Genomic DNA, 23,380 nt, shown 5'->3' with positions numbered 1-23,380 from the left:
ACCTTAGCGCGGGGGTCGGGGTTCGGGTATGGCGGCCGACACCCGCCCCCGGGGCCAACGCCCCGGTCACTGGCGGAAACTGGTTATCCACAGGCCCCCACGCGACAGGTTCTGGCCAGTAATCTCGGCGTTCATGGAGCAGAGGCATCTCGGCCGCACCGGCCTGCGTGTGTCCCGTATCGGACTCGGCACCCTCACCTGGGGGCGGGACACCGACGAGCACGACGCCGCGGACCTCTTGAAGACGTTCTGGGAAGCCGGCGGGAGCCTCGTCGACACCGCGGACGTGTACGGCGACGGGGAGGCCGAATACCTGCTCGGACGTCTCATAGAGGGCCTGGTGCCGCGCCGGGACCTGGTGATCTCCACGAAGGCCGGCAGCGTCCCGGACCCCGACCGCCGGTTCGACGGCTCCCGCGGGCATCTGCTCGCCGCGCTGGACGCCTCCCTGGCCCGGCTCGGCACGGACTATGTCGACGTGTGGCACATCCACGCCTACGACCCCGACACCCCGCTGGAGGAGACCCTCCAGGCCCTGGACCTGGCGGTCGGCAGCGGGCGGGCCCGCTATGCCGGGATCTCCAACTTCTGCGGCTGGCAGCTCGCCAAGGCCGCGACCTGGCAGCTCGCCGCGCCGGGCACCCGGACCCGGCTGGCCGGCACCCAGCTGGAGTACTCGCTGCTCCAGCGCGGCGTCGAGCGCGAGGTGCTGCCGGCCGCCCTGGACCTGGGCATCGGCCTGCTCCCCTCCTCGCCGCTCGGCCGCGGCGTGCTCACCGGCAAGTACCGCCACGCGACGCCGGCCGACTCACGGGGCGCCTCGGAGCACATGGCGCCGTTCGTCGCGCCCTACCTCGACGAGACGGCGACGCGCATCGTGGACGCCGTGACGACGGCGGCGGACGGGCTCGCGGTGACCCCGCTCCAGGTGGCCCTGGCGTGGGTGCGCGACCGACCGGGCGTGGCCGCGCCGATCGTCGGCGCGCGCAACGCGCAGCAGCTCACGGCCGCATTGTCAGTGGAGGCCCTTAGTCTTCCTGACGAGATCTGCCGGGCGCTCGACGACGTGTCGGCGCCCGTGCACCGCTATCCCGATCACGACTGGAGCACGCTGTGAGCACGGAGCCGGAGCCCGCTGAGGCCGCGGAGGACACCGCCCCCGAGGAGGGTGTCCCGGAGGACGGCGACACCTCCGAGGACACCACGTCCGAGGACGTGACCGCCGGGGACGCCGCGACCGGCGAGGGCGACACCGAGGCCGAGGCGGCGGCGAAGGTGTCCGAGGCCGCGGCCGAGCTGGCCGCACAGCGGCTGGAGCGGGAGCGGATCGCACGGCGCAAGGCCGAGAAGAAGGCACCCATCGCCGCCGGGGCCAAGCTCAGCGGGAAGGCCGCCGACCTGCTCGCGGCCGTACGGGCGGTGGAGAGCGGCGACCAGCCGGTGGGCGCCGTCTTCAGCGAGCCGGAGCCCGCGCGCCGGCCCGCCCCGGAAGCGCGGCCCCGGCCGGTCCCGGCGCCCCCGGTGGGCGCGCCGGCGGCTCCCGCTGCGGAGACCGTGGAGTCCGTGCGGGAGGTGCTGGCCGAGGGCGGTGCGCCGGACACACTCGCGCCGCAGGTCTCCGCCGCACTCGGTGAGGGTGCCGGCGAGCGGCTGCGGACGGATCCCTGGCAGTTGCTGGCGGTCCCCGGCGTGCGGCCGGAGCAGGCCGACGGATTCGCCCGGGCGCTGCTCGGCGCGGAGTGCGCCCCGGATGACGAGCGGCGCGGCCGGGCGGTCACCGGCTGGCTGCTGGAGCAGGCCGCCCTCGCCGGGCACACCGCCCTGGAGATGCCGGCGCTGACCGCCGCGCTGGCCCAGCGGGGCGTACCGGATCCGGACACGGCCGTCCAGGACACGATCGCCGAGGGCGAGGCCCTGGCCTTCCAGGACGCCCTGGACGAGCCCGGAGTGCCGGCCCAGCGCAGCGACGAGGCGGAAGGCGACGACGAGAGCGAGGAGCGGCCGGTCCGGGTCCTCGTCGGTCTGGAGCGGTACGCCCTCGCGGAGGAGAGCCTCGCCGACGGCCTGGCCCGCCTGATCAACTCCGTGCCGAAGGCGGACGGTTCGGGCACGGACTGGGAACAGGCCGCCACCTCGGCCGGGGGCTCCGCCGCCGAGCTGATCCGGGCGGTCGCGGGCCACGGCCTGGTGCTCCACACCGGCGGCGAGGCCGCTCTGGCCGAACCGGCCGCACTGGTGAGCGCGGCCCGCGGGCTGGGACTGCGCGCCTGGGCCGCCGCGCACGGCCCGATCGGCCGCGACCGCTTCGGCGCGCGGATCACGGGCGGCGAGGGGCCGGAGACCGCAGAGGCCGGTGTCGTCGCCACCGTCGCCGGGCTCCTGTCCGGTGCCGAGGGGCCCGGCCGGGACGCCGAAGGGGCACTGGACCTCGACCTGCTCGTGGTGCTCGACGCGCCGCAGCTGGACGTCGAGACGGCGGCGCTGCTCACCGAGTCGCTGCCGGACGGCGCCCGGCTGGTGCTGACCGGGGATCCGGCGGTGCTGTGGTCCGTGGGCCCCGGTCGGGTGTTCGCGGATCTGCTGGCCGCGCGGATCTGCCCGCAGGTGGCCTCCCGGCGCCCGGATCCGGGCCCGCTGGGCGAGCTGGTCTCCGGTATCGGCATCGGGGAGCTCAACCAGGTCGAGGCCCCCGGCAAGGAGGTCGTGATCGTGCCGGTGCGGGACGCGGGCGAGGCCGTGCACCGGACGGTGCAGCTCGTCGCGGACTCGGTGCCGCGGGCGATCGGGGTTCCCACCGAGGACACCCAGGTGATCACTCCGGGACACGGCGGCGCGGCCGGCACGCGCGCGCTGAACGCGGCCCTCAAGGAGCGGCTCAACCCCGGCCCCGGCCGTTTCGGCGGCTTCGACCCCGGCGACCGGATCGCCTACTCCCCCGCGCCGGGACGTTCGCTGCCGGGCCGCGTGGTCAAGGCCGACGCCGACGGGCTGCATCTGTCGTGTGCGGGCGAGGCCGTCGTCGTACCGAAGGAGCGGGTCGAGCAGTCCGTGCGGCTCGGGTGGGCGCTGACCGCGCACCAGGCGGCGGGCGCCCGGTGGCCCGCGGTGGTCGTGGTGCTGCCCGGCGACGCCGCGCAGGCGCTCAGCCGGCCCTGGGTCTACACGGCGTTCGGCCGGGCCGACCGCCATCTGTCCGTGGTCCACGGCGCGGACGAGGCGCTGCCCCGTGCCGTGGCCGAGATCGCGGCGAAGCCGCGCACGACCCGGCTGCCCGCGCTGCTCGCTCCGCAGGTCCCGACGACGACCGGCTGACCGCACCGCCCGGTCCCGTCCCGACGCGGAACGGCACAGCACAACACAGGCAACGGCGGCGGTCCCGGAGGCCGATTTCGGTCTCCAGGACCGCCGCCGCGGTCACCGCCGTCGTCGTGGCGCGGGTCCGCTCAGCGATCCGCCTCCAGCCGCTCCGGTTCCTCGTCCTCGGCGTCGCCCGGATCCACGTCCAGGTCGCCTTCGAGTTCCTCGGCGTCGTCGCCTTCGGCGTCGTCCTCGTCATCGAGGTCGTCGAGGTCGTCGGTGTCCTCGTCGAAGACCGCGCTGACGTCGAAGCGGCACACCACCCGCTGCGGGTCGATCTGCTCGAAGGGCGCTTCCAGCCACTCGCCGGGCTCGGCCGTCTCGTCCGCCGCCGTCACCCAGAGCGTGGAGTCGCCCTCCTCCAGGCCGAACTCCTTGTGCCGGGAGGCGATCTCGTCCGCCTCGAACTCGCCGAACAGGATGCCGAGCGCCCCGTGCACCGTGCCGGACGCCTCCGTGCCACCGTCGTAGTCCGCCGCCTCGACGCGCTGAGCCTGCGCCAGCAGCCGCTGGGGTTCCACCACGGCGTAGTCGCGGCGGATCAGCACACTGAGGGCGTTCGGCTCCTCGGGGCCGGTGTACGGCGGCAGCGAGTCGTCCGCGCCGGGGATCTCGAAGGGCGTGACCTCGTCGTATCGGTCGTACAGCAGCTCGTCGTAGACCTCCGCGGCCGCGGCCAGCTCGTTGAACGCCTCGTAGACGGCCGGGTCGTCCTCCCCGGACCGGCGTTCGACCGCCGCCAGGTGGCGGTCGAGCGCGGTCTTGACCGCCTCGGCGGCGGCGCGTACCTCGGCAGCGGTGGGCTGCGCAGCATCAGACATAGTGCAGACGCTATCCGTACCGAGCCCCAGCCCGCACAATAGATGCGATGCCGGAATACGAATTTGTCGACGTGTACGTACCGCGCGGGGTCACCCGCAAAGACGCCACACGCCTGCTGACGGACCATGCCGAGTACGGACACTGGGAGTTGGACCGCCTGAGCCTGATGCGCGACGGCAGCCGGAGGGTACGGCTGCGCCGGCGGATCATCCGCCAGGTTCGCGCCACATGGTGAGCTGAGCAGTGAGCTGAGGCGACGGAAACGGAGCGGGCCCGCCGAGGCAGGGCCCGCTCCGTTGTGCGCACGGCGAAGGAAGTTCGCGGCGCTTTCGTCCCGCACATCCCGGTTTCAGACGGACGTGCGTGCCTTGCGGTAGAGCAGCGCGCCCGCGAGCAGGGCCCCCGCGCCCACCGGGAGCGTCAGGCCCAACGGCAGGTCACTGCCGGTGTGCGCGAGCTGCGCGACGGCACCGGGCTGGCTGACGGACTGGGCACCGGGCCGGTTGGGGTGCGAACCGTCCGGCGTCCCGGCGCCCGGTCCGTGGGGCGTGTTCGGGGCACCGGGGCGACCGCGCTCCACCGGGTTGCCGGGGTCTCCGGGGTTGCCCGGCTGTCCGGGGCCGCCGGGCGGCGTCTGCGGACCGCCCCCGGGAGGCACGGCCCGGTCGGAACCGCCCCCGGCCCCGTCTCCGCAGCCGTTGCCCGTGGTGGAGTTGCCGATCCCGATGATGTCGACGCTGTTGCCGCAGACGTTCACCGGCGCGTCGATAGGTACCTCGACGTGGTTGCCCGAGCCGACGCCCGGCGAGCCGCCGGTGTGCCCACCCGCGCCCGAGCCCTCTGCATCGCCGTAGCCGCCGTGCCCACCGTGACCGCCATGACCACCGTGCCCGCCGGAGTGGCCGTGACCGCCGGACGAGCCGCCACCGCCGCCCTTGTGGACGCCGGTGTTGACGCACTTGTTGCCCATAGCCGGGTTGAGGATCCCGACGACGTTGACCGTGTTGCCGCAGACGTTCACCGGCGCGTGCACCGGCGCCTGCACCGAGTTGCCCGACAGTACGCCGGGTGAGTTCGTGCTCGATCCGTTCGCGCCGGAGTCGGCGTGCGCCGCTCCGCCGGTGGCGGCGATCACGCCGGTGGCGGCGGCCACGGTCATCAGGCCTTTGCGGGTGACCTGTCGCATTGCTGAATCCCTGCCTTCGACCTTGTCCCGAATTCCCGAGGTTCGCATTCTCGACGGTCGAGTTCCCGATGATCAAGTTCTCGAAGTCCGGTTCCGGCATTCGAGTTGCGACGTCCGGGATCCCGACGGTCGGAAGAATCGTTGAGAAAAGGCCCGTCGGCCCCGGAGCGCATGGCGTGCGCTCCGGGGCCGACGGGCTCAGCCCTTCACGGGGCGAGGCACAACGTCACTTGTTGATGCACGTGTTGCCGAAGGCGGGGTTCAGCAGCCCGATCACGGAGACCGTGTTGCCGCAGACGTTCACGGGGACGTGAACGGGAACCTGGACCACGTTGCCGGACAGGACACCCGGGGAGTGCACAGCGGCACCCTGGGCACCCGAGTCGGCCACGGCCATGCCCGCACCCGCGAGAACCAGACCGCCAGTGGCAGCCGCAGCGGCGACGACCTTCTTGATCATTATTCCTCCTTGTTGGCAAATGCGATCCCCATCAGCGGATCACGTCACCAGTAACGAGGAGGGAGTAATGGAGCTACGAGCTTATCGTCGCATTCACTCTTCCCAGTCACTTCCGTACGTTCGAGCGAATACTGAAGTGTCGTTTCAGTGAGGCAATTCAGGACGCGTCGATGAACCGGTCGAGCACCTGTACCCCGAACCGCAGCCCGTCCACCGGCACCCGCTCGTCGACCCCGTGGAACATCCCGGCGAAGTCCAGCTCCGGCGGCAGCTTCAGCGGCGCGAAACCGAAGCCCCGGATGCCCAGGTCGTCGAAGGACTTGGCGTCGGTGCCGCCGGAGAGCATGTAGGGGATGGCCTTCGCGGCCGGGTCCTCGGCGACCAGGGCGGACTGCATCGCCGCCACCAGCGCCCCGTCGAAGGTGGTCTCGACGGCCTTGTCGGCGTGCACGTCCTCGCGCCGCACCTTCGGGCCGAGGATCCGGTCGAGGTCGGCGAGGAACTCCTCCTCGTGGCCCGGCAGGAACCGCCCGTCGACGTGCGCGGTGGCCTCCCCGGGGATGACGTTGACCTTGTAGCCGGCGCCCAGCTGGGTGGGGTTGGCCGTGTTGCTCAGGGTCGCGCCGATGAGCTTGGCGATGCCGCCGAGCCGGGCGAGGGTCGGCTCCATGTCGTCCGCGTCGAGCTCGACGCCGAGCGCGTCGCCGAGTTCGTCGAGGAAGGCCCGGGTCGTCTTGGTCACCCGGACCGGGAACCTGTGCCGGCCGAGCCGCGCGACGGCCTCGGACAGCTCGGTGATGGCGTTGTCCCGGTGGATCATCGATCCGTGGCCCGCCGTGCCGGCCACGGTCAGCTTCATCCAGTGCATGCCCTTCTCGGCCGTCTGGATCAGATAGAGCCGCCGCTCCTCGCTCACCGTGAACGAGAAGCCGCCCACCTCGCTGATGGCCTCGGTGACCCCCTCGAAGAGGTCGGGGTGGTTCTTGACCAGGTGCTTGGCGCCGTACGTGCCGCCCGCCTCCTCGTCCGCGAGGAAGGCGAGGACGATGTCCCGGGGCGGCTTGCGCCCGCTGCGCAGCCGGTCACGGACGACCGCGAGGGTCATCGCGTCCATGTCCTTCATGTCGACCGCGCCGCGGCCCCACACGCACCCGTCCGCGATCTCGCCGGAGAAGGGGTGGTGGGTCCAGTCGTCCGCGTTGGCCGGTACGACGTCGGTGTGGCCGTGGATGAGCAGCGCGGGCCGGGACGGGTCCTCGCCCTCGATGCGGGCCACGGTGGACGCGCGGCCCGGGTGCGACTCGAAGATCCGTGGTTCGAGCCCCACCTCGGCGAGCTTCTCGGCGACGTACTCGGCGGCCTTGCGCTCACCGGGGCCCGAGTGGTCGCCGTAGTTGCTGGTGTCGATCCGGATCAGCTCTCGGCAGAGGTCCACGACCTCGTCCTCGCCGGTGACTCCCCTGGCCCTGTCCGACTCGCTCACGTGCTTCCTCCCGCGCCGTCGCTGCTGGTGGTCCCCCTCATCCTCCCTCTCCGGGGGCCTCCACCCCAAGACCGGTCCCGGCCCGTCACACGTCGTTCACGCCCGACCCGGGGCGGGGCCGGTGATGCGACGGGGGTGACCCGGGGGGCGATCAGGGGCACGCGAAAGCCTGGTAATGTTTCCTTCGTCGCCGCGGGGGGAACTCCGCACGACCAACACCTTGTCCGGGTGGCGGAATGGCAGACGCGCTAGCTTGAGGTGCTAGTGCCCTTTATCGGGCGTGGGGGTTCAAGTCCCCCCTCGGACACACGAGATGAGCGAGGGTCGTGACCACCTGGTCACGGCCCTCGCTCGTTGTGTGGGGCATCTCTCCCCGGTTCGAAGATCACCAGGTCAGCACCCCTCTTCACCTGCCGCGCAGGCCTCAGAAAGCCCGTCCCGAGTGGCCGACGCAGGGGGTGGAGCCTAGCGTCGTACTAAAATTTCCGGCTTGTTACGGAACGGAGCTGGAACCGGACAACCCCAGGCAGACCTGCGGGCCCCGCCAGCGCCCCGGAGGGCTTCCGGGATCGAGACGCGAGGACCCGATGGCAGCCATACACGAGAGCAGCGCTCTCGGTGTGCTCGACGAAGAGATCCGCGAGCGGTTCGGCGACACGGCACGTTTCTCCGGGGGGCCGGCGGCCTCCTCTCGCACGCTCGTCGACGTCTTCGACGCGTCCGTGCGGTCGTATCCCGACGAGCTCGCCCTGGACGACGGGACGGCGCGGCTCACCTACCGGCAGCTGGCCGTGGAGGTCGAGGTGCTGCGGCGGACGCTGGCCCGCGCCGGGGTCGGGCTCGGGGACCGGGTGGGGGTCCGGGTGCCGTCCGGCAGCAACGACCTGTACGTCGCCATCCTCGCCGTACTGGCCGCCGGGGCCGCCTATGTGCCGGTGGACGCCGAGGACCCCGACGAGCGGGCCGAGCTGGTGTTCGGGGAGGCGGAGGTGCGGGCCGTCGTCGGGGGCGGGCACGAGGTCGCCGTCGTCTCCCGGAGCGAGCTGCCCGCCGCGCGGCCGGGCCCGGAGCACGACGCCTGGATCATCTTCACCTCCGGCTCCACCGGGAAGCCCAAGGGTGTCGCCGTCAGCCACCGCAGCGCCGCCGCGTTCGTGGACGCCGAGGCCGCGCTCTTCCTCACGGAGGATCCGATCGGTCCCGGGGACCGGGTCATGGCGGGGCTGTCGGTCGCGTTCGACGCGTCCTGCGAGGAGATGTGGCTGGCCTGGCGGTACGGGGCCACGCTGGTGCCGGTGCCGCGTTCCCAGGTCAGGAGTGGTGCCGATCTCGGTCCCTGGCTGGTCGAGCAGGAGATCACCGTGGTGTCGACGGTGCCCACGCTGGCCGCTCTGTGGGAGCCCGAGACCCTGAACGACGTACGGCTGCTGATCTTCGGCGGTGAGGCGTGCCCGCCCGAGCTGGTGCAGCGGCTGGTGACCGAGGGGCGCGAGGTCTGGAACACGTACGGGCCCACCGAGGCGACCGTCGTGGCGTGCGCGTCCCTGATGAGCGGCGCGGAGCCGATCCGGATCGGGCTGCCGCTGGACGGCTGGGAGCTGGCCGTCGTGGACGAGGCCGGGGAGCTGGTGCCGATGGGCGGCACCGGCCAGTTGGTGATCGGCGGGGTCGGGCTCGCCCGGTATCTGGACGCCGAGAAGGACGCGGAGAAGTACGCGCCGCTGGAGTCCCTGGGCTGGGACCGGGCGTACCGCAGTGGGGACCTCGTGAAGGCGGAGCCCGAGGGGCTGGTCTTCCTCGGGCGGGCCGACGAGCAGATCAAGCTCGGCGGGCGGCGCATCGAACTCGGCGAGGTGGACACCGCCCTCCAGGCGCTGCCCGGGGTGGCGGGGGCCGCGGCCGCCGTTCGGACCGCCCGCAGCGGCAACCAGCTCCTGGTCGGCTATGTCGTCACCCAGGACGGCTGGGACCACGCGAGTGCCGTCGGGAAGCTGCGGGCCGAACTGCCCGCCGCGCTCGTGCCGTTGCTCGCGCCGGTCGCGGAACTGCCGACCCGGACCAGCGGCAAGGTCGACCGGGCGGCCCTGCCCTGGCCGTTGAAGGAGCTGGACACCGGTGGCCCGGCCGAGCAGCTCTACGGCACCGAGGCCTGGCTGGCCGAGCAGTGGAGCGAGGTGCTCGGCATCCCCGTGTCGAGTGCGCGGGACGACTTCTTCGCGATCGGCGGCGGCAGCCTGGCCGCCGCCCAGTTGACCACGCGGCTGCGCACCCGCTACCCGAGCGCGGCCGTCCTCGACATCTACCAGCAGCCCGTGCTGCGGAAGTTGGCCCGGCATCTGGAGGAGTCGGCGCAGGACGACAGCGCCGCGCGGGTGATCCCGCCGGTTCCGGTCCGTGCCCAGGTGGTCCAACTCCTGGTGCTGCTGCCCCTGTTCACCCTGCTGGGGCTGCGCTGGAGCGTGGCCCTGGCGGCGCTCGGGAACCTGCTGCCCGCGTACTCCTGGCTGCCGACGGCTCCCTGGTGGGCCGTCGCGGCCGGTGCGGTGCTCTTCTTCAGCCCTCCCGGACGGCTCGCGATCGCCGCGGGCGGCGCGCGGCTGCTGCTGCGCGGGGTGCGGCCGGGGCGGTATCCGCGCGGCGGCCGTGTGCATCTGCGGCTGTGGACCGCGGAGCGGCTGGCCGAGTTCAGCGGGGCGACCTCGCTGACCGGATCATGGCTGGAACGGTACGCGCGGGCGCTCGGCGCCAAGATCGGTCCCGAGGTGGACCTGCACTCGCTGCCGCCGGTGACCGGCATGCTGCGGCTGGGCCGGGGCGCGGCCGTGGAGTCCGAGGTGGATCTGTCGGGCTGGTGGCTGGACGGCGACCGGCTGGAGATCGGGACGGTCAGGGTCGGCGGGCACGCCGTCGTCGGCACCCGCAGCATGCTGTTCCCGGGCTCCCGGGTCGGCAAGCGGGCCGAGGTGGCGCCGGGTTCGGCCGTCACCGGTCAGATCCCGACCGGGCAGCGCTGGGCGGGCGCACCCGCGGCCAAGCTCGGCAAGGCCAAGCGGAACTGGCCCAAGGAACGGCCGGCGCGGGGCACGTACTGGCGGGTGATGTACGGCGTGGCCGGCTTCGCGCTGACGCTGCTGCCGGTGCTGGCGGGTGCGGCGGCGCTGCTGGTGGCGCGGGTCTTCGTGGCCCCCGGTGCCGGGCTCGGCGAGGCGCTCAGGGGTGCCGCGCTCGCCCTGGTCCCGGCGACGCTGGCGTTCGGGCTGGCGTACGCGCTGCTGCTCCTGGTCGCCGTACGTCTGCTGAGCCTGGGGCTGCGGGAGGGTACGCATCCCACGCACAGCAGGATCGGGTGGCAGGCCTGGACGGTCACGCAGCTGATGGACCGCTCGCGGGAGACGCTGTTCCCGCTGTACGCCGGGCTGGTCACGCCGGTGTGGCTGCGGCTGCTCGGGATGCGGATCGGGCGGGGCGCCGAGGTGTCGACCGTGCTCGCGCTGCCGAGTCTGACGACGGTCGGCGAGGGCGCGTTCCTCGCCGACGACACGCTGACCGCGCCGTACGAGCTCGGTGGTGGCTGGATCCGGATCGGGCGGGCCGAGATCGGGCGGCGGGCCTTCCTCGGGAACTCCGGGATGACCGCGCCGGGTCGCTCGGTGCCGGACGGCGGGCTGGTGGGTGTGCTGTCGGCGACGCCGAAGAAGGCGAAGAAGGGCAGCTCGTATCTGGGGCTGCCGCCGATGAAGCTGCCGCGGGCCGCGTCCGACGGCGACCAGAGCCGGACCTACGATCCGCCGGCGCGGCTGCTGTGGGCGCGGGGGCTGGTGGAGCTGTGCCGGATCGTGCCGGTGTTCTGTTCGGCGGGGCTGGCCGTGCTGACGGTGGCCGCGCTGTGCGCGCTGGGTTCCCTCGGTGTCTGGGCGCCGCTGCTGTCGGGGCTGGTGCTGATCGGTGCGGGCATCGCGGCCGGCGTGCTGTCCGTCGTCGCGAAGTGGGTGCTCGTGGGGCGCCACCGCGCTGGGGAGCACCCGCTGTGGAGCGGTTTCGTGTGGCGCAACGAGCTGGCGGACACCTTCGTCGAGGTGGTGGCCGTGCCGTGGCTGGCCGGTTCGGTGCCGGGTACGCCGGTGATGACGGCGTGGCTGCGCGCGCTCGGGGCGCGGATCGGCCGGGGGGTGTGGGTGGAGAGCTATTGGCTACCCGAGACGGATCTGGTGACTCTGGAGGACGCGGCGACCGTGAACCGGGGCTGTGTGCTCCAGACGCACCTCTTCCACGACCGGATCTTGCGGACGGATACTGTGGTCCTCCGTGAGGGCGCGACGCTGGGTCCTGGCGGAATCGTCCTGCCCGGCAGCACGGTCGGGGCCCGTACCACTCTGGGTCCCGCGTCTCTGGTCATGGCGGCGGAGTCCGTTCCCGACGACACCCGCTGGCTGGGCAATCCGATCGAGTCATGGCGTTCCTGAGCACCGCTCGATCGGGGTTGGGGGACGTCCCCGCACGACGTTCGAGCACAGCGCAGGGAGCAGACGCAGCAGTGACCGTTCAGCAGGCAGTGGGCCCGGACCCGTATTTCCCGGCCAACGGTGACCCGCGCTACCGGGTGCACCGTTACGAACTCGCGCTGGACTACCGCCCGGGTCCCAACCGGCTGTCCGGGACGGCCCGGATCAACGCCATAGCGGGACGGTCCCCGCTCGCCGAATTCCAGCTCAACCTGGCCGACTTCAAGATCGGCCGGGTCCGGGTGGACGGCCGTCAGCCGCACTACACGCACCGGGGCGGCCGGCTGCGGGTCCGCCCCGCGAAGCCGCTGCGGGCCGGGGCCGCGTTCACCGTGGAGGTGCACTGGTCGGGCAACCCCAAGCCGGTCGGCAGCCCCTGGGGCGGGCTCGGCTGGGAGGAGCTGGAGGACGGGGCGCTGGTGGCGAGCCAGCCGGTCGGGGCGCCGTCCTGGTATCCGTGCAACGACCGGCCCGCCGACAAGGCGTCGTACCAGATCTCGATCACCACGCCCTCGGCGTACGCCGTGGTGGCGGGTGGGCGGCTGCTGACGCGCACCACGAAGGCGTCGACGACGACCTGGGTGTACGAGCAGTCCGCGCCCACCTCCAGCTATCTCGTCGGGCTGTCGATCGGCAAGTACCAGACGGTGCTGCTGGGCGACCCGGGTCTGGGCGGCGTGCCGCAGCACGGGCACATTCCGGCGGATCTGCTCCCGGAGTTCTCCCGGGACTTCGCGCGCCAGCCCCGGATGATGGAGCTGTTCCAGGAGCTGTTCGGGCCCTACCCCTTCGACGAGTACGCGGTCGTGGTGACCGAGGAGGAACTCGATGTCCCCGTCGAGGCCCAGGGGTTGTCGCTGTTCGGCGCCAACCACGTGGACGGGGCGCGGGGTTCGGAGCGGCTGGTCGCGCACGAGCTGGCCCACCAGTGGTTCGGCAACAGTGTGTCCATCGCCGACTGGCGGCACATCTGGCTGAACGAGGGGTTCGCCAAGTACGCGGAGTGGCTGTGGTCGGAGCGGTCCGGGGGGCGCACCGCCCATCAACTCGCCGCCACTGCCCACCGGTTGCTCTCCTCGCTGCCGCAGGACCTGAAGCTCGCCGACCCCGGCCGCAAGCTGATGTTCGACGACCGGCTCTACCAGCGCGGCGGACTCACCCTGCACGCGGTGCGCTGCGCGATGGGCGACGAGGACTTCTTCCGCATGGTGCGCGGGTGGGCGGCGCTGCACCGGGGCGGTGCCGTGACGACGTCGACCTTCGTCACCCATGCGGCCAGGTTCGCGTCGGAGCCCCTGGACGACCTGTTCCAGGCGTGGCTGTCCGGTACGGAGCTGCCCCCGCTGCCGAACCCGGTGGCATCGCTGCCGGCCAGGCCGCCGTACCCGCCCGGCGCGGGCGCGACCGCATGAGCGGGTCGAGCAGGTCGTCGGCACGCCCCGGAGGGCCCGCGGCCCTGTGTCCGTGCGGGCTGTCCCAGCCGTACGAGGGGTGCTGCGGGCGGTTCCACGCCGGGCCCGCCGCCGCGCCCACCGCCGAGGCGCTGATGCGGTCCCGCTACTGCGCCTTCGTGCGCCGCGACGAGGACTATCTGCTGCGGACCTGGCATCCGCGGACGCGGCCGGCGCGGGTCGACTTCGATCCCGGGATGCGGTGGACCGGGCTGGAGATCCTCGGCACGGGGGACGGTTCCGCGTTCCACTCCACGGGGACCGTGACCTTCCGCGCCTCGTTCCGGGGCGGATCGCTGCACGAGCGGAGCCGGTTCGAGCGGGTGGCCGGGGCCTGGGTGTACGTGGACGGGGAGTTCCTCACCCCGTAGCCCCACACCGGCCGGCGGGCGGGGCTACGGCGCCAGGATGTCCAGTTCCTGGAGCGCGCCCACGGTGATCTCCCGGGTCAGGGCCTCCGCGCGCGTGGCGTCACCGGCGCGGACCGCTTCGGCGACCTGGACGTGGAGGGTGACGGCGGCCGGGGCGGGGTCCTCGAACATGACCTCGTGATGGGTCCGGCCGGCGAGGACCTCGGCGACGACGTCTCCGAGGCGGGCGAACATCTCGTTGCCGGAGGCGTTCAGGATGACGCGGTGGAAGGCGATGTCGTGGTGGAGATATCCCTTGAGCTGGTGGCCGCGTGAGTGGGCGACCATGCCGAGGGCGCATTCGGTGAGTTCGGCGCACTGTTCGGCCGTGGCGTACTTGGCGGCGAGGCCCGCGGCGACCGGTTCGACCGCCGAGCGCAGCACCGTGAGGGAGCGCAGCTGGCGGGGGCGGTCGGCGCCGGCCAGACGCCAGCGGATGACCTGGGGGTCGTAGACGTTCCACTCGTTCGAGGGAAGGACCGTCACGCCCACCCGGCGGCGGGACTCGACGAGGTGCATGGACTCCAGGACCCGGACCGCCTCGCGCATCACGGAGCGTGAGACGTCGAAGCTCTGGGCCAGTTCGTCGGTGCGCAGAACGCTGCCCGGCGGGTACTCGCCCGCGGTGATCGCGGGTCCGAGGGTCTCCAGTACGTGGCCGTGCAGCCCTCGGCCCGATGTGCTCATGCACTCAGCGTACGGGGCGCGTCACAGGATCAAAAAGTCAGACTTATTTGTCACAGGCTCTTGAATTTGTCGTACCTAATGGGTTTCAGTCAGGTGTCAGATGTCGAGGAAGACAGCGAGGCAGAGATGAGTACCCCTCATGTCGTCGTGGTGATGGGCGTCGCCGGCACGGGCAAGACCACGATCGGTCCCCTGCTCGCCGCCCGGTTGGGCGCCCCGTACGCCGAGGGCGACGACTTCCACCCACCGGCCAACATCCGCAAGATGTCCGCCGGCACCCCCCTGGAGGACGCCGACAGGTGGCCGTGGCTCGACGCCATCGGCGCCTGGGCGCACGAACGGGCCGGGCTCGGCGGCGTGGTCAGCTGTTCGGCGCTGAAGCGGTCCTACCGCGACCGGCTCAGGGCCGCGGCGCCCGATGTCGTGTTCGTGCACCTCGCGGGCGACCGGGCGCTGATCGAGGACCGTATGACGCATCGGCAGGGCCACTTCATGCCCACCGCGCTGCTGGACTCCCAGTTCGCCACGCTCCAGCCGCTCCAGGCGGACGAGGCGGGAGTGGCGGTGAACGTCTCGGGCAGCCCGGAGGAGATCACCGAGCGGGCCGCCAAGGCGCTGAACGGCCTTCCCGACGTTCCGCAGTAGTCCACGGCAACACCCCTCCCCCATCCCCGTACCTGCAAGGGACCCCTTCCCGTGACCAGACTCAGTGTCGAGATGCTGGCAGCGGACGCACCCGAGCCGATCACCTCGGCCGGCCATGCGCAGCTGGGCATCGCCGTACTGGCGGGCATCGCCGTCATCGTCCTGCTCATCACCCAGTTCAAGCTTCACGCCTTCCTGTCGCTGACCATCGGGTCGCTGGCGCTCGGCGCGTTCGCCGGAGCACCGCTCGACAAGGCCATCACCAGCTTCACCACCGGGCTCGGATCGACGGTCGCCGGTGTCGGCGTCCTGATCGCGCTCGGCGCGATCCTCGGCAAGATGCTCGCCGACTCCGGGGGCGCCGACCAGATCGTCGACACGATCCTGGCGAAGGCGAGCCCGCGTTCGATGCCGTGGGCGATGGTGCTGATCGCCTCGGTGATCGGGCTGCCGCTGTTCTTCGAGGTCGGCGTCGTCCTGATGATCCCGGTCGTCCTGATGGTCGCCAAGCGGGGCAACTACTCGCTGATGCGGATCGGCATCCCGGCGCTGGCCGGTCTGTCCGTCATGCACGGCCTGGTCCCGCCGCACCCCGGCCCGCTGGTCGCGATCGACGCGGTCAAGGCCAACCTGGGCGTCACGCTGGCGCTGGGCGTCCTCGTCGCCATCCCGACCGTGATCATCGCCGGTCCGCTGTTCTCGAAGTTCGCCGCCCGCTGGGTGGACGTCCCGGCCCCCGACCGCATGGTCCCGCAGCGCGCCTCCGAGGAGCTGGAGCACCGCCCCGGCTTCGGCGCGACCCTGGGCACGATCCTGCTGCCGGTCGTCCTGATGCTCTCCAAGGCGCTGGTCGACATCATCGTGGACGACCCGACGCACACCGTGCAGCGTGTCTTCGACGTCCTCGGCTCCCCGCTGATCGCCCTGCTGGCCGCCGTTCTGGTCGGCATCTTCACCCTGCTGCGGCCCGCCGGCTTCGCCAAGGACCGCGTCTCGCAGCTCGTCGAGAAGGGGCTCGCGCCCATCGCGGGCATCCTGCTGATCGTCGGCGCGGGCGGCGGCTTCAAGCAGACGCTGATCGACTCCGGCGTCGGCCAGATGATCCTGGACATCTCCAAGGACTGGTCGATCCCGGCGCTGCTGCTGGCCTGGCTGATCGCGGTGGCGATCCGGCTCGCGACCGGTTCGGCGACCGTGGCGACGATCTCGGCGGCCGGACTGGTCGCCCCGCTCGCCGCCGACATGTCGACGACCCACACGGCCCTGCTCGTCCTGGCCATCGGCGCCGGCTCGCTGTTCTTCAGTCATGTGAACGACGCCGGGTTCTGGCTGGTCAAGGAGTACTTCGGTCTCGACGTCGGCCAGACCATCAAGACCTGGTCCGTCATGGAGACGATCATCTCGGTGGTCGCGGGCGGCTTCGTCCTGCTGCTCTCGCTGATCATCTAGGCGTACGGCGACGGGGCGTCAGGTCCCGTCGCCGGCACGGCCGTTGCGGTGCGCACCCCGGCTGAGTCCGAGCGGGGTGCGCACCGCACGCGTGGTGGGGCGCCTCGGAACCTCCGCCGGGACCCCTTGAGCACCCATTGGCCACTGCCCTCGCAGCCTGCCCCGAACCGCTTCCGGGGTGCGGCGAACGGTCCCATGATGAGAGGGACTTGAGCAGGCGGGGGCTTTCATGGCGGTCTCACTCGGAGTGCGCGTATCGGGGTTGTTCCTCGCCGGGGCACTGGCTGTCGCGACGGCGGCGGCATGCGGGGGCGGTGGCGACGGGGACGACACGTCGGGCAGCGGCGGAGGCGGTACGAGCGTCTCCGCCGGGGCCGCCGACGGCGGGACTGGGGACGGCGGTTCCGGGGGCGGGACCGACGGGGGTACGCCTACCTGGGTGCCGCCGGACGAGAACGGCGACGGGGCGACCGGGGGATCCGGTGGGACCGGTGCCGGGTCCAACGGGTCCAGTGGGTCCGGGAGTTCGAGTGGGTCAGGGAGTTCGAGTGGGTCCGGCCCATCGGGTTCCGGAGGAAAGAGCTCCGGAGGATCCGGCGGTGGCGGCATCGAAGGTCCCGCCTGGCTTCCGTGGGGGCCGCACTCCCCCAACACCGAGAACTCCCCCGACCCGGCGAGTGTCTACGACAGGCTCAGCGAGCGGCCGTCCACCTGCGCGGAAGTCGCCGGGGACGTCAAGGAGGAGACCGCGCCCGAGTGGCGGGTGCTCCACGGACTGGCCGAGGCCTGCGCGGCCGTTCAGGGCGGGGGCGGCAGTTGGGAGAAGGCGACCGCCGACTACACCGGTACGCAGGGGCAGTTGGCCTCCTGCAAGGGCAGGGCCGCGTACGACGTGCTGGGCGGCCTGCTGGACTTCCACCGCCTGCACCCCGGCGAGACCGTGCGGTTGAAGGGGGCGTCCGGTGGTGGCGGGGACGCCTGCGCCTTCCGGATCATGTCGGTGGACGTCGGCGGCGACCACGAGGCCCGGCCGAAGGAGCCGATCAGGATCAGGCTCACGGGCGTCTACTTCGACAAGGCGGAGGTGGGGCAGCTCGACATCACCGTCGCGGGGCTGCCTGCCCTGCTCTCCGACGAACAGCCCGCGCCGGAACCGGGTGACAGCCTGTCCGTCGGGGTGGACGTCCCGGAACCGGGGGCCGGCTTCTCCTCGAAGGCCGTCGACGTGACCGTCACGTACGACACGTCGGACACCCTGGCCAAGGCCTTCACCCTCGTGACCGCCGATGTGGCCGTCTCCCCGTCGCCGGTCACGTCCCCGGCCGCTCCGGTCACCTCGGTCGCTCCGTGAGCGACCGCACTGGCCTGCACCGGATGCGCACGGCCCTCGCCCGCGCCCGCGCCCGCGCCGGACGCGGCCGTACGACACACCCGCCCGAACCCGAACCCGAACCGGAACCCGAGCCCGAGCCCCGACCGGAGCCGACACCGCCACCGCCACTGCCCCCGCCACCGGATCCAGCGCCCCCCGCGCCCCCGGTCCCACCCGCACCCGGCCCCCCGAAATGGCTGGAGCTCATCGGCACGGTCGGCTCGCTCGTCTCCCTCTTCACCGCCGTTCTCTTCTACTTCGGCTGGGCGAGCACGGACGCCGAGACCCGTGCCCTCGGCCTGCGGGACACGCTCTTCCGGTTCTCCACCGCCGACTATCTGCTGCGCAGCGTGGACGCGCTCTATCTGCCCGTCCTCACGGCGGCCGGCGCGGCCATGGCGGCCGCGGCGTTGCACCACAGGGTGCTGCTGGACCCGGTGCGGGCCGCACGCGTGCTGCGGGTGCTGCGGCACGCGTGGGTGGCGGCGCCGGTGCTGCTGCCGCTGTACTACGCCGCGCGGGGCGTGCTGGAGCTCGTCCTCCCATTGGTGGCCATGGTCGGTGTGCTGCTCAGCGCGTACGCGCGGACCCGCCCGGAGCCCGGTGACCCGGTGCGGCGGCGGTCCACGCGGATCTGGGGGCCGGCCCTGCTCGTCGCCCTGGTCGCCCTGTTCTGGGCCGTCTACGCGTACGCCGGGATCGTGGGGCGGGGCCGGGCCGCCACGACGGCCGGGACGGTGGCCGACTCGTTCCCGGCCGTCGTCGTGTTCAGCGAGCGGGACCTGCTGATCCGCGGCGGGGGCAGTTGCTTCGCCGTGGTCGACGAGAAGGGCAGCCCGTACCACTACCGGTACGCCGGACTGCGGCTGTTCCACGTCTCCGGCGACCGCTTGTTCCTCGTGCCGCGGAACTGGGCGCCCTGGGACGGCACGTTGTACGTGCTGCGGGAGGAGGAGGCCGACGTACGGGTGGAGTACGTCAGCGGGCGCGGGTACCGGGAGAGGGAGTGTCCGTAGTCGAGTCGGCCGAGTCGGCGGTGGGTGCCGGGTCCGGTTCGGCGGGGCGCCACAGGGGGTGTTGCCGTCGCGCCCACTCCCGGCTCACCGTGCCCGTCCGCATCCCCCGCCGTGCCTCCGGGTCCCCCAGGGCCATTCCCACATGGCCGGCGAGGACGATGCCGATGGTCAGGGCGAGCCAGTCGTGGACGAAGGTCGCGCTGGTGCGCCACATGATGGGGGTGAGGTGGGTGAACCACATGATCAGGCCGGTGCCGAGCATCACCAGGGTCGCGCCGGCGATCCACCCGGCGTAGACCTTCTGTCCGGCGTTGAACTTGCCGGCCGGGCGGGCGGACGGGCGCCGGTCGCGGCGCAGGGCGGCGTGCAGCCAGAGTCGGTCGTGCGGGCCGAAGCGGTTGAGGAAGCGCAGGTCGGTGCGGAACGCGCGGGAGGCGAGGCCCGCCAGGACGGGCACCGGCAGGGCGAGGCCGGCCCACTCGTGGACGCGGACGACGAGTGCGCGGCGGCCGACGAGTTCGGCGAGCTGGGGGACGTAGAGACAGGCCGCCGTGATCACGCACACGCTCATCAGGACGGCCGTGGTGCGGTGGACCCAGCGTTCGGCGTGGCTGAACCGGCGCAGCCGGGTGGTCGGCGGGGCGTCAGCTCGTGGGGTCATCGTCACGTCCGTTCGAACGGCCGACCCAGGCGTCGACGTCGTAGCCCCGGTCCTCCCAGTAGCCCGGCTCGACGTCCTCGGTGACGGTGATGCCGGAGAGCCACTTGGCGGACTTGTAGAAGTACATGGGGGCCACGTAGAGGCGGACCGGGCCGCCGTGGGAGTGGCCGAGGTCCTTGTCCTGCATGCGCAGGGCGACCAGGACGTCCGCGCGGCGGGCCTGGTCGAGGGTGAGGCTCTCGGTGTAGGTGCCGTCGAAGCAGGTGAAGCGCACCGCCCCGGCTGAAGGGCGCACTCCTGCGGCGTCCAGGAGCCGGGACAGGCGCACCCCCTCGAAGGGGGTGTCGGGGACCCGCCAGCCGGTGACGCACTGGACGTCCTTGATCATGCGGGTCTGCGGGAGCGCGCGCAGGTCGGCCAGCGTGTAGGTGTGCGGGCGGTCGACCAGTCCGTCGACGGTGAGGCGGTAGTTCGTGGCGCTCTTGCGGGGCACCGAGGAGGTGACGGAGTAGTAGCGGAAGCCGCCGCCGTTCGGCAGCAGACCGGTCAGGCCGGTGGGGTCCTTGTCGGCGGCGCTGCCGAGGAAGGCCTCCAGGCCGCGTTGCAGACCGGGCGCGGCGACCACGCCGAGGGCGCCCAGACCGAGGGTGCCGAGGAGGACCCGGCGGCCGACGGGTGCGCCGCGTTCCTCCGGCTGTTCCGGCCCCTGCCGGTCGGACTGTTCGGATGTCACACCCCCATTCGAGCACCCGCGACCGTGGGCGGGCCAGGGTTCGCGGGTGCTCGTCAGGGTTCCGTAATGACTTCTTACGTGATTCTCAGAGGGGGCGAGCGCGATCGGCGGCGCGGACGCGTGCCGCGGCCACGACCGCTACGGGGTCTTCTCCGCGGCCCTCTCCAGCTGGAACGCCTCGTTGCCGAGCCCGATGCGGGCGTACGCCTCGGGTGCCCTGGAGCGCAGGAACAGGCCCTGGGCCAGGCCGATGACCAGGGCGAGGCCGATGATGCCGGGCAGGACCCAGCTCAGCGCGGAGCCGGGGCCGGCGCCGACCAGGACGTCGAAGTCCCTGACCGTGTAGCCGGCGATCACCAGGAGGGCGACGCCCGCGAGGGCGGAGGTGACCAGGCGCCAGGCCTGGGCGCCGGCGGCGCCGCGGCGGGCGAAGAACACCACGACGGAGACGGAGGCGGCGGCCATCAGGACGATCACGCCGAGTGCGCCGATGTTGCCGCACCAGGTGAACAGGCGCAGGACGGGGGCGGTGGGGTCGCCGGCCGGCTTGTCGTCGGCGACCGCGAAGGCGGCCACGACCAGCACGGACACGGCGGTCTGGAGCAGGGAGCCGGTGCCGGGGGCGCCGCTGGTGCCGGTGGTGCGGCCGAAGGCGGCGGGGAGCAGTCCCTCGCGGCCCATGGCGAAGGCGTAGCGGGCGACGACGTTGTGGAAGCTGAGCAGGGCGGCGAACATGCCGGTCACGAAGAGGATGTGCAGGACGTCCGTGAAGGTGGTGCCGAGGCGGGACTCGGTGAGGGCGAAGAGCAGTCCGGCGCTCTGCTTCTGCGACTCGCCGACGATCGCCGAGGGGCCGGTGGCGACGGTGAGGGCCCAGCTGCTGAGCGCGAAGAAGACGGCGACCCCGCCGACCGCGAGGAACATGACGCGCGGCACCAGGATGTGCGGGCGGCTGGTCTCCTCGGCGTAGACGGGCGCCTGCTCGAAGCCGAGGAAGGCCGCGATGCAGAAGCACAGCGCGGTGCCGAGGCCGGCGCCGGTGAGCGTGTCCGGGTTGAAGGCGTGCAGCGAGAGGCCCTGCGGGCCGGGGTCGGCCACGACCGCGATGTCGAAGATGACGACCAGGGCCACCTCGATGACCAGCAGGACGCCGAGCACGCGCGCGTTGACGTCGATCTTCAGCCGGGCCAGTGCGCCGACGACCAGTGCGGCCACCAGCGCCGGTATCCACCAGGCGACGTCCAGGTCGGCGTAGGTGGCGAACAGGCCGGAGACCTCGAAGCCGAAGATGCCGTAGATGCCGACCTGGAGGGCGCTGTAGGCGACGAGGGCGACCAGGGCGGCGCTCGCGCCGGCGGCGCCGCCGAGGCCGCGGGAGATGTAGGCGTAGAAGGCGCCCGCGTTGTGGACGTGGCGGCTCATCTCGGCGTAGCCGATACCGAAGAGGACGAGGACGACGCCGAGGACGACGAAGAGGAGTGGTTGTCCGACGATGCCCATCACCGCGAATGTGGTGGGCATGACACCTGCGACGACCATGAGGGGCGCGGTCGCGGCGAGGACGGAGAGCAGCAGCCCGCCGGTGCCGAGGCGGTCGGAGCGCAGGGCCCGCTCCTGACCCTTGAAGGTGCTGATGCCGTCGCCGGCGGGTCTGCTCGTGCGTGGGCTGTCCGTCGTCATGGGAGACCGTCCTTGGTGGGAGTCACGGGAGAGGGCATGGCGTGTGGGGCGTGTGGGGCGCGGCGTGGGGGATGTGGGGCGAGGGGGCCGGTGGGGCGAGGGGCGTCAAGTCGTGCCGAGTGCTCCGTCGCGGGCGCTCCGGAAGGCCTTGTACGGGTCGCGGGCGGGGTACGACCACGGCGCCGGGGTCGCGTGCTCGCCGATGCGGTGGAACAGGGCGGCCGCCTCCGCGCCCCGGCCCTCGCAGACCTTGGCGTGGGCGAGGAAGTTGAGGTCGACCAGGCGGCGCGGGTGGCCCTCCTGCTCCCACTCCAGCCACCAGTCGAAGGCGGCCTTCATCACCTGCCGCGCCCGGCGGTCGTTCCAGTGCCCGGAGGCGGCCGGATCGGCGGGCTCGTGCCCGGCTGCGGCCAGCACGCGGTAGCGCTCGGCGTGCGCGACGACCGGGAGGATCGCGAGCGGGGAGTCGGCGGGTGCCTGTTCGGCGGCCCAGTGCGCGAAGTCGTACACCTTGTGCAGGGGGTCGGGACCGGCCTCGGAGCGGCTCTCGGCGAGGCGGGCGACCATCAGGTGGTGGGCGTGGTGGTGGTCGGCGTACCGTGCCCGGATCTCGTCGAAGAGCCGCAGGATCTCGTCGTCGGCGCCGGCGTCCCGCTCCAGCATGAGCAGGCCGAGCCAGGGCGTCGGGTCGGTGGGCGCGAGGGCGGCGGCGGTCCGGCAGGTCTCGCGGGCCCGGTCCGGCTTCTCCTTGCCGCGCAAAGCGCGCCGGACCTGGGCGAGGGCGAGCAGGACGGCCGCGTCGGCGGAGTCGGGCTCGGCGAGCAGCCACTCCCCCGCCCAGGCGGCGCTGTAGGGCTCCAGCGCGAGCACCGTCACCCGGTGCCCCCGGCGGTCCCAGTCGTCGCCGGTCCGGGAGAGCAGCGCCCGGACCGCCTGCCACCGCCCCTGGGACAACGCGGACCGCACGGCGACGAGCTCGTCGTCGTCGAGGGCGGCGTCGAGGGCCTGAGCGGCGCGCCTGCGACTGCGCCCAAGGGGTGGCGGGGGTGGGGACACCGCGGGGACTTCCTCACGCGACGCGACTCGCGTCGGTATGCGGCCGACGAGGCCGCCGGCCTGCTGGTCTGAACGTTTCGTCTGGCCATCAGCTGATCACGCACAGCAAATCCCCAGCCAACGCTTTACGTCAAGGGGGATGTAGGCGTTACACGCGTCAACTTCCGGGACCTATGGGGTACTTGTGAGCCGGCCAGGAGCGGCGGGCACGAATCGCCCGTCCTGTCTGTGGCCCACGCCATGGCGCCGACCCCGCGACGGCCCGCACGATGGCGGGACGGTCACGCACCCGTCCCGGCCGCCCGGGGCGGCGGGACCGAGTCAGTCGCCCGTTCCCGGGTACTCGCAGGGTCCCGCACGGTCCGGGGACGCTACAGTCGGCGCCTACGCACCCCGTGGCCCGGCCGGAT

At 72.6% G+C, this 23,380-nt stretch carries 19 protein-coding genes and 1 tRNA gene; 11 read left to right on the top strand and 9 right to left on the bottom strand.

The annotated features are described in order from the left end of the window. Positions 1-133 precede the first annotated feature (133 nt). Both ACZ5VD_RS34515 and ACZ5VD_RS34510 read left to right on the top strand, forming a co-directional pair. Positions 134-1,117 carry an aldo/keto reductase gene (locus tag ACZ5VD_RS34515; RefSeq protein ID WP_468552045.1) on the top strand — a complete coding sequence of 328 codons (984 nt, stop codon included), beginning with the start codon at positions 134-136 and terminating at the stop codon, positions 1,115-1,117. Further along, positions 1,114-3,312 carry a helix-hairpin-helix domain-containing protein gene (locus ACZ5VD_RS34510; RefSeq protein ID WP_468684503.1) on the top strand — a complete coding sequence of 733 codons (2,199 nt, stop codon included), beginning with the start codon at positions 1,114-1,116 and terminating at the stop codon, positions 3,310-3,312. The genes ACZ5VD_RS34515 and ACZ5VD_RS34510 overlap by 4 nt, the downstream gene beginning before the upstream one ends. Positions 3,313-3,443: 131 nt before the next feature. Here the strand turns inward: ACZ5VD_RS34510 and ACZ5VD_RS34505 are convergent, their stop codons facing one another. Continuing rightward, complete coding sequence (locus tag ACZ5VD_RS34505; protein ID WP_468552047.1) at positions 3,444-4,178, bottom strand: hypothetical protein; 735 nt, start codon at positions 4,176-4,178, stop codon at positions 3,444-3,446. A 47-nt stretch (positions 4,179-4,225) separates the two neighbouring features. On the opposite strand from ACZ5VD_RS34505, the gene ACZ5VD_RS34500 reads away from it, so the two are divergent. After that, positions 4,226-4,414 carry a DUF5703 family protein gene (locus ACZ5VD_RS34500; protein ID WP_451160514.1) on the top strand — a complete coding sequence of 63 codons (189 nt, stop codon included), beginning with the start codon at positions 4,226-4,228 and terminating at the stop codon, positions 4,412-4,414. Positions 4,415-4,528: 114 nt separating this feature from the next. On the opposite strand, the gene ACZ5VD_RS34495 is transcribed toward ACZ5VD_RS34500, so the two are convergent. The 3 genes from ACZ5VD_RS34495 to ACZ5VD_RS34485 form a co-directional block, all read right to left on the bottom strand. Next, complete coding sequence (locus ACZ5VD_RS34495) at positions 4,529-5,365, bottom strand: chaplin (RefSeq protein WP_468552048.1); 837 nt, start codon at positions 5,363-5,365, stop codon at positions 4,529-4,531. A 226-nt stretch (positions 5,366-5,591) separates the two neighbouring features. Then, positions 5,592-5,825 carry a chaplin ChpH gene (gene chpH, locus ACZ5VD_RS34490; RefSeq protein ID WP_306502586.1) on the bottom strand — a complete coding sequence of 78 codons (234 nt, stop codon included), beginning with the start codon at positions 5,823-5,825 and terminating at the stop codon, positions 5,592-5,594. 157 nt (positions 5,826-5,982) lie between these two features. Then, entirely contained in the window at positions 5,983-7,308 is a 1,326-nt protein-coding gene (locus ACZ5VD_RS34485) for a M20/M25/M40 family metallo-hydrolase (protein WP_468684502.1), read from the bottom strand. A gap of 222 nt (positions 7,309-7,530) precedes the next feature. On the opposite strand from ACZ5VD_RS34485, the gene ACZ5VD_RS34480 reads away from it, so the two are divergent. The 4 genes from ACZ5VD_RS34480 to ACZ5VD_RS34465 all read left to right on the top strand — a co-directional run bounded on the left by ACZ5VD_RS34480 (position 7,531) and on the right by ACZ5VD_RS34465 (position 13,632). After that, a tRNA-Leu gene (locus tag ACZ5VD_RS34480) sits at positions 7,531-7,615 on the top strand. A 280-nt stretch (positions 7,616-7,895) separates the two neighbouring features. Next, positions 7,896-11,771 carry a Pls/PosA family non-ribosomal peptide synthetase gene (locus ACZ5VD_RS34475; protein WP_468684500.1) on the top strand — a complete coding sequence of 1,292 codons (3,876 nt, stop codon included), beginning with the start codon at positions 7,896-7,898 and terminating at the stop codon, positions 11,769-11,771. 71 nt (positions 11,772-11,842) lie between these two features. Further along, on the top strand, positions 11,843-13,222 hold the full coding sequence (locus ACZ5VD_RS34470; protein ID WP_468552051.1) for a M1 family metallopeptidase: 1,380 nt from the start codon (positions 11,843-11,845) through the stop codon (positions 13,220-13,222). Further along, positions 13,219-13,632: a YchJ family protein gene (locus tag ACZ5VD_RS34465; protein WP_468684499.1), complete on the top strand. Its 414-nt coding sequence runs from the start codon at positions 13,219-13,221 to the stop codon at positions 13,630-13,632. Before ACZ5VD_RS34470 ends, ACZ5VD_RS34465 begins: the two co-directional genes overlap by 4 nt. Positions 13,633-13,656: 24 nt before the next feature. Here ACZ5VD_RS34465 and ACZ5VD_RS34460 read toward each other — a convergent pair whose 3' ends face one another. Further along, positions 13,657-14,358, bottom strand: a complete 702-nt coding sequence (locus ACZ5VD_RS34460) for a FadR/GntR family transcriptional regulator (RefSeq protein WP_468552053.1) — start codon at positions 14,356-14,358, stop codon at positions 13,657-13,659. Between the two features lie 126 nt (positions 14,359-14,484). Between ACZ5VD_RS34460 and ACZ5VD_RS34455 the strand changes: the two genes are divergently transcribed. The 4 genes from ACZ5VD_RS34455 (at position 14,485) to ACZ5VD_RS34440 (ending at position 18,840) form a co-directional block, all read left to right on the top strand. Further along, positions 14,485-15,003, top strand: coding sequence for a gluconokinase (locus ACZ5VD_RS34455; protein ID WP_468552054.1), 519 nt, complete (start codon positions 14,485-14,487; stop codon positions 15,001-15,003). 51 nt (positions 15,004-15,054) lie between these two features. After that, on the top strand, positions 15,055-16,452 hold the full coding sequence (locus ACZ5VD_RS34450) for a GntP family permease (protein ID WP_468684498.1): 1,398 nt from the start codon (positions 15,055-15,057) through the stop codon (positions 16,450-16,452). A gap of 763 nt (positions 16,453-17,215) precedes the next feature. Then, positions 17,216-17,803 carry a hypothetical protein gene (locus ACZ5VD_RS34445; protein WP_468684497.1) on the top strand — a complete coding sequence of 196 codons (588 nt, stop codon included), beginning with the start codon at positions 17,216-17,218 and terminating at the stop codon, positions 17,801-17,803. Then, a complete protein-coding gene (locus ACZ5VD_RS34440; RefSeq protein ID WP_468684496.1) occupies positions 17,800-18,840 on the top strand; it encodes a hypothetical protein in 1,041 nt (346 codons plus the stop codon). Before ACZ5VD_RS34445 ends, ACZ5VD_RS34440 begins: the two co-directional genes overlap by 4 nt. Here ACZ5VD_RS34440 and ACZ5VD_RS34435 read toward each other — a convergent pair. From ACZ5VD_RS34435 to ACZ5VD_RS34420, 4 genes are all read right to left on the bottom strand, one after another. Then, on the bottom strand, positions 18,803-19,501 hold the full coding sequence (locus ACZ5VD_RS34435; protein WP_468552058.1) for a cytochrome b/b6 domain-containing protein: 699 nt from the start codon (positions 19,499-19,501) through the stop codon (positions 18,803-18,805). The genes ACZ5VD_RS34440 and ACZ5VD_RS34435 overlap by 38 nt on opposite strands. Continuing rightward, the gene (locus ACZ5VD_RS34430; protein ID WP_468552059.1) at positions 19,485-20,234 is read right to left on the bottom strand and encodes a molybdopterin-dependent oxidoreductase; all 750 of its coding nucleotides are present in this window, start codon (positions 20,232-20,234) and stop codon (positions 19,485-19,487) included. The genes ACZ5VD_RS34435 and ACZ5VD_RS34430 overlap by 17 nt, the downstream gene beginning before the upstream one ends. 138 nt (positions 20,235-20,372) lie before the next feature. After that, positions 20,373-21,914 (bottom strand): APC family permease, encoded by a 1,542-nt coding sequence (locus ACZ5VD_RS34425; protein WP_468684495.1) that lies wholly within the window; start codon positions 21,912-21,914, stop codon positions 20,373-20,375. A gap of 105 nt (positions 21,915-22,019) precedes the next feature. After that, positions 22,020-22,970, bottom strand: a complete 951-nt coding sequence (locus ACZ5VD_RS34420) for a hypothetical protein (RefSeq protein WP_468552061.1) — start codon at positions 22,968-22,970, stop codon at positions 22,020-22,022. Positions 22,971-23,380: the final 410 nt, after the last annotated feature.

Source organism: Streptomyces sp. NPDC032822, assembly GCF_055578825.1.
This window is presented reverse-complemented; position numbering and strand designations above follow the sequence as displayed.

Bases quoted from the DNA above. Each gene is read 5' to 3' on its own strand.
- ACZ5VD_RS34515 (WP_468552045.1), top strand. From the start codon at position 134: ATGGAGCAGAGGCATCTCGGCCGCACCGGCCTGCGTGTGTCCCGTATC.
- ACZ5VD_RS34505 (WP_468552047.1), bottom strand. From the start codon at position 4,178: ATGTCTGATGCTGCGCAGCCCACCGCTGCCGAGGTACGCGCCGCCGCC.
- ACZ5VD_RS34500 (WP_451160514.1), top strand. From the start codon at position 4,226: ATGCCGGAATACGAATTTGTCGACGTGTACGTACCGCGCGGGGTCACC.
- ACZ5VD_RS34495 (WP_468552048.1), bottom strand. From the start codon at position 5,365: ATGCGACAGGTCACCCGCAAAGGCCTGATGACCGTGGCCGCCGCCACC.
- chpH (WP_306502586.1), bottom strand. From the start codon at position 5,825: ATGATCAAGAAGGTCGTCGCCGCTGCGGCTGCCACTGGCGGTCTGGTT.
- ACZ5VD_RS34475 (WP_468684500.1), top strand. From the start codon at position 7,896: ATGGCAGCCATACACGAGAGCAGCGCTCTCGGTGTGCTCGACGAAGAG.
- ACZ5VD_RS34465 (WP_468684499.1), top strand. From the start codon at position 13,219: ATGAGCGGGTCGAGCAGGTCGTCGGCACGCCCCGGAGGGCCCGCGGCC.
- ACZ5VD_RS34460 (WP_468552053.1), bottom strand. From the start codon at position 14,358: ATGAGCACATCGGGCCGAGGGCTGCACGGCCACGTACTGGAGACCCTC.
- ACZ5VD_RS34455 (WP_468552054.1), top strand. From the start codon at position 14,485: ATGAGTACCCCTCATGTCGTCGTGGTGATGGGCGTCGCCGGCACGGGC.
- ACZ5VD_RS34435 (WP_468552058.1), bottom strand. From the start codon at position 19,501: ATGACCCCACGAGCTGACGCCCCGCCGACCACCCGGCTGCGCCGGTTC.
- ACZ5VD_RS34425 (WP_468684495.1), bottom strand. From the start codon at position 21,914: ATGACGACGGACAGCCCACGCACGAGCAGACCCGCCGGCGACGGCATC.